This is a genomic window from Candidatus Competibacteraceae bacterium (assembly GCA_016699715.1).
Classification (GTDB): domain Bacteria; phylum Pseudomonadota; class Gammaproteobacteria; order Competibacterales; family Competibacteraceae; genus Competibacter.
On record CP065007.1, the window covers coordinates 2,796,054 to 2,809,079 of the forward strand.

Below are 13,026 nucleotides of genomic sequence, written 5' to 3' on the forward strand. Positions count from 1 at the left end.
AATAAAAAACCGCTTAGTCATGGAAAAAACCGCACTTCTGTCGGATCAAGCGGTTTTTCACCAGCGCAGGTTGGAGGATTTCGCCCTGCCGGGGCCTCTCACGCCCATCTTATCATCCGCTCCGTCGCCGGTTCGGCCACTGACCGGCCGCAGCTCGGAAAAATCATGGATCGCCGGAAACTCGCCCGGCGGTTTGGGCGGCTCGGCGGAATCCGGCCGCAGCACCGACACCAGATAGGCGATCCCCTGCGCCCGCGCCGTGCGCAGGATCGCCAGGTTATCGTCCACCAGCAGCGTCGCCACCGGTTCGAACGGCTCCCGTTCGCGCAGATGTGGCCAGAACTCCGGCTGCTCCTTGACCAGGCCCAGATCGTGCGCGCAGACGATGGCATCGAAGTATCCGGCCAACCGGGTTTTTTCCATCTTCAGCGCCAGACTGCGCGGGTGGGCGTTGGTCACCAGCACCACTCGTTTGCCAGCAACGCGCAGCGCGGCCAGAAATTCCACGACATGGGGGTGTACGGCGATCAGATGCTCGATCTCGCGCTTAAGGGTGACAATATCCAGCGCCAGTTCCCGGCTCCAGTAGTCCAGGCAATACCAGGCCAGCGTCCCCTCCACCAGCCGGGTTCGGTCCGCCACCTCGGCGCACGCGCGCGCCAACGGCAGGCCGTGACGCTCGGCGTAGCGCGCCGGCACCAATTCCCGCCAGAAATGATTGTCGAAACGCAGGTCCAAGAGCGTGCCATCCATGTCGAGCAGGACCGTTTGAATTCGTGACCAGGTTAAACGCATGGTCATAAGTGACTCCAATGGGGCAACGGCTCAGGCCGCAAATTGTGTAGAATGAACGTAAAATACAATCCAGACGCTTCCGAGGTTCTCCGCGGCATGACCGACGCCCCCGATATCGACCTGCCCGCTCTGGCGGCACCGGTTCAGGACATCGCCCGCGAGGCGGGGCGCCGGATTCTGGACGTGTACGCCGGGTCCTTCAGCGTCACCGCCAAGCCCGATCAAAGTCCGGTCACCGAAGCCGACTTCGCCGCCCACCGCTGCATCCTGCGCGGCCTGAAGGAACTGACGCCCCACATCCCGATTCTGTCCGAGGAAGCCTCCGACATCGGTTTCGCCGAACGCAGCCACTGGGAATGGCTGTGGCTGGTGGACCCGCTCGACGGCACCCGCGAATTTATCCGGCGCAGCGACCAGTTTACGATCAATATTGCCCTGATCCACAACCACGAAGCGGTGTTTGGACTGATCCTGTCGCCGGTCGACGGCGTCTGCTATCACGCCTGGCGCGGCGGCGGCGCCTACAAGCGACCGAGAAACCAGCCGGTCCGCCGCATTCAGGCGACGCGGATTTGCCAGCCATCGATCCGAGTCACCACCAGCCAGGCATCCTACCGCAGCCGGCGTTTGCAGGAGTACCTGCAACGGCTCGGTGATTACCGCCACCTGTTCGTGGGCAGCGCCCTGAAATCCTGCCTCGTCGCCGAAGGCGCGGCCGACCTGTACCCTCGCTTCGGACCGACCGGCGAGTGGGACACCGCCGCCGCGCAGGCGATCGTCGAGGAAGCTGGCGGTCACCTGACCGACATGCAGTTGCGACCGCTGCGCTACAACGCCCGGCCGGTGCTGATCAATCCGGATTTCTTCGCCTTCGGCGACGCCAGCCGCGACTGGTCCCAATATCTCCCCCAGCGCCACCCGGCCGGACAGCCGCTTTCCCTGCCCGGCCACTAGCACAACCCGCTTTCGAGTTTCGCCATGCCTTACGAACGTTATCGCCAGGATCTGCAACGGGAAGGTTTCCAGCACGATCCCGCTCAGGAACGAGCGGTACGGTTTCTGCAAGAAATCTACGATCGATTGATGGCCCAGCCGGAACCGGTCGCCGTCAGCAAAAAACCGGGCTTGCTCGCCCGCCTGGCCGGACGCGACAAAACCGCCGCCGCGCCGCCCGCCGTGCGCGGCTTGTATCTGTGGGGCGGGGTCGGACGCGGCAAAACCTATCTGGTGGACACCTTCGTCGATGCCCTGCCGCTGGAACGCAAGCAACGTATTCACTTTCACAGCTTCATGCGGGCGGTCCACGCCGAACTGAAGGCGCTGAAAAACCAGCAGGACCCGCTGCGCGTCGTCGCTCGCCGCTTCGCCGAACAGGCGCGGGTGATCTGCCTGGACGAGTTCTTCGTCGCCGATATCACCGATGCCATGCTGTTGTACGGCCTGCTGCGGGAGCTGTTCAACCAGGGCGTCACCCTGATCACCACCTCCAACATCCCGCCGGACGATCTGTACAAGGATGGCCTGCAACGCGCCCGTTTCCTGCCGGCGATCGAGTTGCTCAAGCAGCATCTGGATATTCTGAACGTGGACGGTGGGGTGGACTACCGGCTGCGCTACCTGGAAAAGGCCGAGATCTATCACTCGCCGCTGGACGAACGGGCCGAACAGATCCTGAACGAAGTGTTCGACAACATCGCGCCCGAACCCGGCCACCGGGGCGGCGACGTGGAAATCGAGGGCCGCTACATCCCCACGCTGCGCGAAGCGGACGGCATCGTCTGGTTCAACTTCCGAGCGATTTGCGATGGGCCGCGCGGCACCGCCGATTATATTGAAGTGGCCCGCTGCTACCACACCGTACTGATTTCCAACGTACCGGCGATGGATTGGCAGATGGAAAACCCGGCGCGGCGCTTCATCAACCTGGTGGACGAGTTTTATGATCGCGGCGTCAAGCTGATTCTGTCCGCCGCCGTTTCGCCATTCGATCTGTATCAAGGCGAGAAATTGAAGTTCGAGTTCCAGCGCACGGTCAGCCGCCTGCGGGAAATGCAATCACACGAGTATCTGGAACGACCGCACCTGCCCTAAAAAGCCGCGTAAAAACAACTTTAATTTTACCAATCAATAGACTATATAACCACTTGCGGGTGGCCGTGGTGGGCTATATATAGCGGATCGGCCATCTCCTACAATCAAATCCATAGGTTGGTTTTCTTGCACAGCCGCTAAGGCCGCAACCCGTTGGAGCCTGCTCGTGACCCCGCCCAGCAACCCCCTCAGCCCAAAACTGATTCAATTGGGTAACGCCCTGGACGACGTCATCCAGCAGCTCGCGGCCCTGTTCGATCTGATCCCCGCCGCCACCTACGTGCAGCAACTTGCTCCCGAAACCGCCGGCGCCCCGCAAACGCTCTACGTCAGCCCGGATTTCGAACGGATCACGGGCTACTCGCCGGAAGCCTGGTGGCAAACCGATTTCTGGGCCGCGCACGTTCACCCCGACGACCTGGCGGGCGCGCTGGCGATCCGGCGGCGGCTCCGGCATGAAGATCGGGTCGAGCATGAATACCGCTTCCGCCACCGCGACGGCCACGATATCTGGATTCACGACCGCCTCAGCGTCCAACACCATGAAACCGGCACGGCCCGGCTGATGGTAGGTCTGTGGTGGGACGTCAGCAAGCGCAGGAACGCCGAACAGATGCTGGTCACCCACCGCGATCTGCTGTTGGCGCTGCAACGGATCACCGCCGACCCTGAAGCAGCGATGCGGACGATTCTCGATGCCGCGCTGACACTGCCGGGCATCGACTGCGGCGGCATCTACACTGTGGACCCCCGGGACGGTCATCTGACGCTGGCCGTTCACGCCGGCCTCTCCGATGAATACGCGGCGGCGACACGCACGGTCCCGCGCGACTCCCGCCCCGGCGCCATCGCCCACGCCGGCCAGCCACGCTACAGCTTCCGTGATCTCGCCCTGATGGAACTGTCGCCGGCCACCCGACAGGAAGGTCTACGCGCCGTCGCCATCCTGCCGATCCGGCACGACGGGCAAACGGTCGCCTGTTTCAACCTCGCCAGCCATCGGGCCGACACGCTGCCCGACCTGAGCTGTCGGACGCTGGAAACCCTGGCCCTGCAATTGGGCGAGGTGTTGCTCAGGATGCGCGGCGCGGTCGCCGCCAAAATCCAACGGCAAAATCTGCTGGCCCTCTTCGAAGCGCTCGACGATTTCGTTTTCGTGCTCGACGAAACCGGCAATATCATCTATCAGAACCCGAGCGTGGAACGACTGCTCGGGTACGACTCGGTCGAATTGCAGGGCCGCAACCTGCTTGCGGTTCACCCATCGGAGCGGCATGCCGAAGTCAAGCGTGCCCTCAACAGGATGCCGACCAGCCGCCGCGGAGTGTACCAAGTGCCTCTGCAAACTCGATCCGGCGAGACGATTCCGGTCGAGACCCGGATCTTGCGCGGCCAGTGGAACGACCGCCCGGCGCTGCTTAGCGTCAGCCGCGACATCTCCGAATTGCTCGCCAGCCAGCGCCAGGTGGCGGAAGAGCGCATCCTGCTGCGCACGATCTACGAAGCTCTGCCCGACCTGCTTTGGATCAAGGACCCAGAAGGCCGTTTTCTTCTCTGTAACCAGGCCTTTGCCACCTATTATGGCGCTCCCGAGGCGGTCATCATCGGCAAGACCGATGGCGATTTCGTGGATGCCGAAACCACCGCCTTCTACCACGAAAAAGATCGCGCCGCGCTGATGGCCGGCGAGTCACGCACCAACGAAGAATGGCTGGTCTATCCCGACGGTCACCGCGCCCTGGTGGAAACCACCAAAACGCCGATACGCGGCAACGACGGCCAGTGGCTCGGCGTACTCGGCATCGCTCACAACATCACCGTGCGCCACGAGGCGCAGGAAGCCGTCCATCGCCTCTATCAGGCGATCGAACAAATCCCGATCTCCATCGTGCTGACCGACCTGAAAGCCCGAATTGAATACGTCAATACCTATTTCACTCAAGTCACCGGCTACAGTCGCGAGGAGGTGCTCGGCCAAAATCCGCGCCTGCTTAAATCGGGCCAGACGCCGCCGAGCCATTATCGGCGGCTGTGGCAAACCCTCACCGAGGGCCGCATCTGGACCGGCGAGCTTCATAACCGGCGCAAGGATGGTTCGCTGTACTGGGAGCGGGCCATCATTGCGCCGGTGCGCGATCTGAACGGGCTCATCGCGCATTATCTCGCGGTCAAGGAAGACATTAGCGCCCGCCGTCAGGACGAACAACGGCTGCGGCTGGCCGCCAGTGTCTTCAAGCACGCTCACGAGGGCATCATCGTCACTGATGCCAGCGGCACCATTATCGAAGTCAACGACGCTTTCAGCATGCTGACCGGCTACAGCCGTGATGAAGCGCTCGGCCAAAACCCGCGTTTTCTCCAGTCTGGCCGCCACGATCCCGAATTTTACGCCATCCTGTGGCAAGACTTGATCGATAAAGGACTCTGGACCGGCGAGCTGTGGAACCGCAAGAAGAACGGCGAGCTGTACGCGGAGATGGCCAGCATCTCGGCGGTGCATGACGAAGCCGGCCGCGTCACCCACTACGTCAACATCTTCGCCGACATCACCGAACTCAAGAACAGCCAGCACCGCCTGGAAAAGCTGGCCTATCACGATCCGCTCACCCAACTGCCCAACCGCGCCCTGCTCGCCGACCGGCTGCAACTGGCCATCGCTCAGGCCAAACGCCAAAAGACTTTTCTGGCGGTCTGCTACCTCGACCTGGACGGGTTCAAGTCAGTCAACGACACCCTTGGCCACGCCGTCGGCGACCAGCTGCTGGTCGCCGTCGCCGAGCGCCTGCGGACCTGCGTGCGTGGCAGCGACACGGTGTCGCGGCTGGGCGGCGATGAATTCGTCGTGCTGTTCGGGGGATTAAACAGCGTGGAAGAATGCCAAGGCGCCGTCACTCGGCTGCTGAACGCCTTGGCTACGCCCCATGTGTTCGGCGACCATGTGCTTACCGTAACCGCCAGCATCGGCGTTGTCCTCCACTCGCTGGACGACAACGACGCGGACACCCTGTTGCGCCACGCCGACCAGGCCATGTATCTGGCCAAACAGGCGGGCCACAACCGTTATTGGTTGTTCGGCGCCGGGCAAAATTCCTGATGGAGACCTTGGGACAGGTGCTCCTTGCTCGAATAGTTTTTTTTACGCAAGTAAAACGACAGGATGATTGAGCGCGCGACCCAGACGCAGATGTTACTGGTGTCTACGCGGTATGCGGATCACTGAACTGTTGAGCTGGCGTATGGACTTCCGCAGAAAGAGCTTTCGGTTTAACCCTTCGTCCGACCGGACCATATTCGATATTATTGGGAAACGAAGAAGCTCGGACCCTCGGAGAAAGCGAAGCGATGATGACACGTTGTAAGCACGCAGTGAGAGTGACCATGGCGGCTGTCCTTATCGCCATAATAACTCTTGTCGGTGAAGTCGGCGCAGCGGACGATCCGGTTACCGTGACGATCGCGACCGGCCGGGTGGGCGGCCTCTACCACCCCGTCGGCGGAGCTATTTGCAAGCTCGTCAACGAAAACCGTGTCGCTCACGGCATCAGCTGCACCGTCGAAATCACCGGTGGATCCATCCCGAACATCAAGGACCTGCGAGATGGGGACGTCGATCTTGCTCTGGCCCAGTCCGACGCATTGCATAATGCCTTTTACGGGAACGGGCCGTTTAGGGGAGAGGAATCATTCAAGAATCTGCGCTTGGTGTTCGGACTCTACATCGAGTACTTCACGGTCGTCGCCCGTGGCAGACGGGACATCGATACGTTCGAAGACCTGAAGGGCAAGCGGGTCTATGTGGGCGAGGAGGGTTCGAGCCGACGCAATGCCATGGATGTGTTGATGGAGGCCCACGGTTGGACGGGCGAGGAAGTGACTGATGTCTCCACGTTCAAGGGCGCCAACTTGGCCGAGGCCCTCTGCGACGGCGAGTTCGACGCGTTCGTCTACACAATCGGGCATCCCAACCCGACGGTCAGGGAGGCCGCGACCCTGTGCGACATAAAACTGGTGGACGTTTCGAGTTCAATCATCAAGAAACTCGCCCGACAGAACCCGTTCTACGTCAGTTCGGTGATCAAGGGAAACACTTACCGGGGCAATCCTCAGGACACTCCGACGCTGGGCGTGATATCGATGCTGGCGACGTCAGCCAAGGTTGACCCGAACGTGATCTATCAGGTCACCCAGGCCTACTTCGAAAACCTGGATCTTCTTCAGGCACTGTCGCCGTTGTTCTTGTCCTTGACCAAAGACCAGATGGCCGAGACGGATCTGGACGTGCCCTTCCACGAAGGCGCATTGAAGTACTTTTCCGAAGTCGGCCTCAGAGGAACGGACTAAAACATGATCAGGATTATCCTCGGGCGGTCTCGCTGGGTATGGGTCTTCATCCTCGTGCTTCTCGCGCCTCAAACGCCCGCGCAAATCAGCGATCTTGGCGCCATCCTTGGCGCGATCGAAGATCCCTATCCATTGCGCTCGGCGGATACGTCGAGCCCGCGCGACACCTTGCGAACCTACCTGCGCGATATCGACACAGCCTTGGACGCCTGGCGGAGCGGCAAGCCCAACGCCGATATCGCCAGGCCGCTCTTACGAGCCGCTGATACGATTGACTTCGGCGAGTTGCGTGCCATCGATCGTCGCGCAGCCATGACGATCAAAATGATTTTGCTCAAGGAAATTCTCGACCGGGTCGAGCTGCCGCCGTTTGAAGACATTCCGGACGATGAAGAGGTTGCGCAACAGAAAATCGTGCGCTGGATTATTCCCAATACGAAGATCGAGATCGCCAAAATTGCGGAGGGACCCCACGCTGGCGAATTTCTCTTTACGAAAAAAACGGTCGAAAATCTGAGTAGTTATTACGAGCTGGCGCGGGATCTTCCCTACAAAAAGGGAGCGTCCGTCGGACTATACGATGAAATGCTTTACAGTCCTGGCAACTGGCTGCCAAGAGATTTTCTAGACCATCTGCCTCATTGGGCGAAAATAATCGTTCTTGGACAAGGGGTGTGGCAATGGATTTCTGTTTTTTTACTTCTCATCATTTCAGCAATATTGATCCGGTTTGCGTATCGGCAAGGCACCCGGTGGGATGAAAAACACAGAATTTCACGCCCGTCCCTAAGATTTGGCGTGCCACTTGCCCTGCTTGGGTCTTTTGTCATTGCACATCTTTTCGGGCTGGCGTCTTTCAGTGGGATTGGTCTCTTCGAAACCCCCTATGCGGTCGTTTCTTACATCGCACTCGTCGTGAAAGTCGGTAGCCTTGCTATGTTCGTTATCGTCGTTGCGGGTCGGCTCGCCGACGGCGTCGCGTTCAGTCAAGAGGGTCCTATGCAAAAACGTCGAGTCGACGCCGCCTTGCTGAGGGTCGTTTTTCGCTTGGTGAGTGTGGTCGTTCTCGCCTACCTGGGCATCTACGCGGCGGAAGCCGTCGGCATCCCGATCGCCCCGCTGGTGGCTGGTCTCGGCGTCGGCGGTCTCGCCATCGCCCTCGCCATCCGGCCGACCCTGGAGAACATCATCGGCGGTCTGACCCTGTTCGCGGATCGGCCGGTGCGGGTCGGCGACTTCTGCCGTTACGGCGATGAGATCGGCACCGTCGAGCAGATCGGTTTGCGGTCGACACGGATTCGCTCGCTGGAGCGGACCATCGTGACCGTCCCCAACGCCGAATTCTCGCAGATGAAGCTGGACAACTTCGCCGCACGCGACCAGCGCCTGCTCAAGACCGTTTTGGGACTCCGCTACGAAACCACCCCGGAACAACTCCGCTACGTTCTGGCGGAACTGCGCAAGATGCTGCTCGGTCACCCCATGGTCACGCCAGCGCCTGCCCGGGTGCGGTTCGTCGGCTATGGCGCCTATTCCCTGGACCTCGAGATCTTCGCCTACCTGCGCTGCCAGGACCAGGACACCTTTCTCGCCATCCAGGAGGACATCTTTCTTCGTATCGCCGACATCGTGAAGGATGGCGGTACCGGCTTCGCTTTCCCGTCGCAGACCCACTATCACAGGCGCGACGACGGCATCGACGCCGAGCGCGGTCGCGACACCGAAGCGAAGGTGGAGGACTGGCGGGAACACGATCGTTTGCCGTTCCCCGAGTTCGATCCGCGCCTCCGCCGGGAAATGGAAGATATGCTCGACTATCCGCAGAGGGGTGCTTACAACTACAAACACCGAAAGGCTCTCTCGGATGGGTCTTGGTCGGTGCCTCCGGCGCCCAAGGGAGGGGAAGACACGAAACGGAAATTTACGCACTCTGAGGCGTCAGCCGCCGCGCCTGCAACCAGAAGGATCGTCGGTGCTGAGGACAAATAGGGCTATTTCAGCCATCGATGCGACGTTTGCCACATTGAACATCCCGGTTCGGACCGATCCGGAACCCTTGTTTGGGAAGTCCGTCACAGACCCGTCGTAACGAACGCGATCGACAAGGTTGAAGAAGGACGCGGTCTCGCGACCCCGCCCATGATCTCGCGCCAGAGACCGGGTCGTTCGATCACATCCGACGCAAGCGATCAGCATCACCGCAACCCGCAACCCAGGCCATGCGTTTCGGCCTTCGAAATCGCCCATCATTGCGTCGTTACGAGGCGATGGCGCTCACCGCGCGATGGCGCTTCGCGATATCAAACACGAAATCATACTGAACCAGTGCCGTAGTCAGGCTTGTTACCCTTTTTTGCACGAATCCTTACGGTTACCCTCATTGGCTCGCCGTCGTCTTCCCAGCGGCGTCCGGTGCGGGCGCGTCCCCTCGGAGATAAAGCGTCTGGCTCGGGAATGCCATGCTGAGGCCGTTGCGCTGGACGATGTCGCAGCAGCGGTAAATGACGTCCTGCTTGACCTTCAGCCACTCTTCCCAGTCGACGCTCTTGGAGAAGCAATAGACCATAATGTTGATCGAACTCTCCCCGAGATTGTCCAGGTAGACCAGCAACGTCTTCATCACGCCCTGACTATCCAGGGCATTGGCGATCCTGGTCTGATACTGCTGGGTGTACTGGGAGGTGTCGGTGGTGCTGTCGGAGGTCTCCGGATGCTCGATGAGCATCGCGCGAATGTCATCGACAGTCTTGCGCACCATCGCCATGTCGCTGCCGTATTCCAGTCCGACGCTGAACAGGATGCGCCGCCCGAGCTTGCGCCGGCTCCAGTTGCGCACGGCCACCCCGGCCAGATAGGCATTGGGTATGAAGATGATCGCGTTGTCGAAGGTGCGGATCTTGGTGCTGCGCAGGCCCACGTCGATGACCGTGCCATTGGCGTCGGGGGTCACGATCCAGTCCCCCTCACTGAACATGTCGTCGGCGATGATGGAGATGCAGCCGAACATGTTGGCGATGGTCTCCTTGGCCGCAAACGCGACGGCCAGCCCGCCGATACCGAGGGACGCCAGCAGCGTGCTGATGTCATAGCCCAGGTCGTGTAGCAGGTAGAGCGCCGTGACGATGATGATGGTGAAGCGTGTCAGGTTGGACAGGAAGTTGACCAGCTCGCCCCGGAGTTTCGGGTAGCGCTGGTGTAGCGGCTCCGAATACACGATGACGACGCTGTCGATGAGCCGAAGCAAGGCCCAGACGACGAGGAGCACGACCAGGACGTCGTACACCGTCACCAGGCCGGCATCCGGCTCGCGCAGCAGCAGGATGCGACCCGCCAAACCCAGCGCGAACAACAACAGCAGCACCTGCAGCGGCCTGCCGAAGGAGAGTCGCAGCAGCCGAGTGAATCGCTGGGCCTCCGTGGGACTCGTCCGCGAGCGGGAAAGCGGGCGGCTGATGCGCCTGACCAGCAGCGGCAGCAACAGGAACCCGATGCCGGTGAGCGCCAGGAACACGACGACAGCAGCGACCACTTGGCCCAGCGTCAGCCGCTGGGATGGGGACAGCGCTGCATTGACGTCGGCAATGCCCGGCAAGGCGTTCACCCTTTCGATGAGGGCGCCGATGTTGAGCCAGCGCAGCAACGGGTCGCCGCTGATGGCCTTGGTGAAGAGATCCTGGAGGGATGCGAGGATGGTGTCATAGGCGCCCGTGTGTTGCTGGTACGCATCGTATGCGTCGACCAGCGCGACCTCGTCCGGGCTACGCTGCGCTGCCGGCAGGGCATGGATACGGGCGACAGCCTGCTGGAAGGGGATCGGGTTGAAGCGGGTGCGCTTGCGAAATGCCGCGAACGACCGCTCGAAGGTAGACGCCGGGGCGAACGATGACCATTGCTCCGGCACGGCGTCGAGCAAACGGCCGAAGGCGGCGTCCAGTATGGCGGTGTTCAGCGTCAGCACCGCCGTCATCTCCCTGGTGAGATCACCGCTGCGCCGCGCCTGCTCCACCTGGTCGCGCAGGCTGAGCAGTCTCTCGGGCGCGACCGCCGGCGCCAGGCCTGCTGTTTCGCCGGCGACCATGCGCCAAGCCAGCTGCTGAAGCTGCCAATGGCGCTGGAGTTCCAGTTGCTGGCGCTGCTTAGGGTCCTGGTGGCAACGATGCGGTTGTCCAGCTCAGTCAGGGACACCACCAGATCGGGCGCCACGCCACTGCTGCCGCTGAGATTCTCCGCCGAGATCACGGTTTCCGCCATTCCTTGCGGCAGTGCGAGCAAGCCAAGCACGAATGCCAGAACCTTGAGTCGTGTTGCCATCATCGTTGTCTTCATGCGCCTTCGCTGCGGTCTCGAGGGTTCGGTAGGGCTGTAATACCGTTTCTCGATAGGTTTTACCTTCCCACGCGCCTGCTGGGATTGCGCTACGCTTCATCCTGGCCCACCAGTTAAAAAGTCAAAATCTACCGGGAATTGGTATAACATTTCCTGGATTACATCGCTATGACGATCAGCTCGCCCTTGGAGTTGTCCACTGATGCAATCGTCTGGTGCTGGTTTAGTCCGATTGTGTAGCTTCTCAATAACTCAGGGCAAGCTTGGAGCTGCCAGCGCCCGCTGGCGCACAATATCGGGAAAGGGTGGGATGCGGTGAGTTTGCGAGAGTCGATCCTGCCAATAGTCCCAGAACGAGATGCCGAGTTTGCGGCACGTCTTTTTCAGACTGGCGAAGGTGTCCCGACATCGCCGCCCCAGGTCGCTGCGGGTTCCGCCGCTGATCTTGCGCTTCTTCACGAAGTCACGAATGCCGGTTTCGCTGCCGTTGGCGTGTAGCACCACCTCGGGGCGCTTGAGCACAGTAATTCAGCCTTAAGTGCTCCTTGCTCAAATATAACGCTCCCAACAGGTTGTGAAGTTGGGGATGCAGGTTGGGTTGGCGTGCCGCGCGCCAACCCAACCCACGAATCTACAAATTGCGATCAGCCGCTATTTGGGAAACATGAACTGCACTTGCGCGCGGATCTGCCAGTTGGCAGCATCATCCGGCGCGGCCACGTTGTAGTAGGCCGACAACTGCGTGTTCACCGGCAGCTTGCCGAAGTGAAAAATCTTGCCAATACCACCACCCAGGGGCACGGTCCACTGCTGACCGCTGTCGGCCTTCCAGTTGACGGTCAGGATGGGCGCGCTGGTGAGATAGAAGCCGCTCTTGAAGTTGTAGTTGAGAAAGGGCTGGATCAGGCCGTTGTTGTACGAGCCGCCTTGCTGGTCGCTGGTGAGCGACCAGATGTTGTTGATCAGTGCGCCATACACCCACGGACTGCCCTTATCGAGGTGCAGCATCACGAACGAGGGTCCCAGGCCCCAATTGTCGTTGCCCAACTCCGCGTTGCTGTTGGTGGGCAACTGGGCGATGGCCCCGACGCCCCAGATCCACTCACCGGGGTTGGCCGGAGACAGGAACGCCGTGAACTGGATATCGCCGATACCGTTGGTGCGGTCGTCGCCCGGATAGAGCGACGGCATCGAGATCACCGGAATAATCGTGCGGGTGATGATGTTCCAGTCCTCGTTCACCGAGACCGGGATCACCGGCTGGATGTTAAGGACGTTCTGCGTCCCTTTCTCCGGCCCGAAATTGAGATTGGTGTTGTTCTGGAACGGCACGCTGATCAGGTTGCCCACCGGGTTCTGGGCGAGCTTCGCCAGTTCCTCGGCGCTCAATTCGGCGTGCGCGGGCGCTGCCGTGAACAGCATGGCGGCAAACCAGGCCACACTGGCCCTGGATGGTGTTTTCGTTTGCATCAT

General features: G+C 60.8%; 10 protein-coding genes. 6 read left to right on the forward strand and 4 right to left on the reverse strand.

The features are described 5' to 3' along the window. Positions 1–57: 57 nt before the first annotated feature. Positions 58–801, reverse strand: a complete 744-nt coding sequence (gene yrfG / locus IPM89_12600) for a GMP/IMP nucleotidase (GenBank protein QQS53690.1) — start codon at positions 799–801, stop codon at positions 58–60. 90 nt (positions 802–891) lie between these two features. On the opposite strand from yrfG, the gene cysQ reads away from it, so the two are divergent. The 5 genes from cysQ (at position 892) to IPM89_12625 (ending at position 9,216) form a co-directional block, all read left to right on the forward strand. Beyond that, entirely contained in the window at positions 892–1,749 is an 858-nt protein-coding gene (gene cysQ, locus IPM89_12605; GenBank protein QQS53691.1) for a 3'(2'),5'-bisphosphate nucleotidase CysQ, read from the forward strand. 24 nt (positions 1,750–1,773) lie between these two features. After that, on the forward strand, positions 1,774–2,886 hold the full coding sequence (locus IPM89_12610; GenBank protein QQS53692.1) for an AFG1 family ATPase: 1,113 nt from the start codon (positions 1,774–1,776) through the stop codon (positions 2,884–2,886). 166 nt (positions 2,887–3,052) lie between these two features. Beyond that, a complete protein-coding gene (locus IPM89_12615) occupies positions 3,053–5,980 on the forward strand; it encodes a PAS domain S-box protein (GenBank protein ID QQS53693.1) in 2,928 nt (975 codons plus the stop codon). A gap of 284 nt (positions 5,981–6,264) precedes the next feature. Continuing rightward, positions 6,265–7,227 (forward strand): TAXI family TRAP transporter solute-binding subunit, encoded by a 963-nt coding sequence (locus IPM89_12620; protein ID QQS53694.1) that lies wholly within the window; start codon positions 6,265–6,267, stop codon positions 7,225–7,227. A 3-nt stretch (positions 7,228–7,230) separates the two neighbouring features. Continuing rightward, the gene (locus IPM89_12625) at positions 7,231–9,216 is read left to right on the forward strand and encodes a mechanosensitive ion channel family protein (GenBank protein QQS53695.1); all 1,986 of its coding nucleotides are present in this window, start codon (positions 7,231–7,233) and stop codon (positions 9,214–9,216) included. A gap of 388 nt (positions 9,217–9,604) precedes the next feature. On the opposite strand, the gene IPM89_12630 is transcribed toward IPM89_12625, so the two are convergent. Next, complete coding sequence (locus IPM89_12630; protein ID QQS53696.1) at positions 9,605–11,305, reverse strand: mechanosensitive ion channel family protein; 1,701 nt, start codon at positions 11,303–11,305, stop codon at positions 9,605–9,607. Between the two features lie 27 nt (positions 11,306–11,332). Here IPM89_12630 and IPM89_12635 point away from each other — a divergent pair, with 27 nt between their 5' ends. Beyond that, complete coding sequence (locus IPM89_12635; GenBank protein QQS53697.1) at positions 11,333–11,593, forward strand: hypothetical protein; 261 nt, start codon at positions 11,333–11,335, stop codon at positions 11,591–11,593. Between the two features lie 212 nt (positions 11,594–11,805). Here IPM89_12635 and IPM89_12640 read toward each other — a convergent pair whose 3' ends face one another. Beyond that, positions 11,806–12,075, reverse strand: coding sequence for a hypothetical protein (locus IPM89_12640; protein QQS53698.1), 270 nt, complete (start codon positions 12,073–12,075; stop codon positions 11,806–11,808). A 129-nt stretch (positions 12,076–12,204) separates the two neighbouring features. Beyond that, the gene (locus IPM89_12645; protein QQS55915.1) at positions 12,205–13,023 is read right to left on the reverse strand and encodes a neuromedin U; all 819 of its coding nucleotides are present in this window, start codon (positions 13,021–13,023) and stop codon (positions 12,205–12,207) included. Positions 13,024–13,026 lie beyond the last annotated feature (3 nt).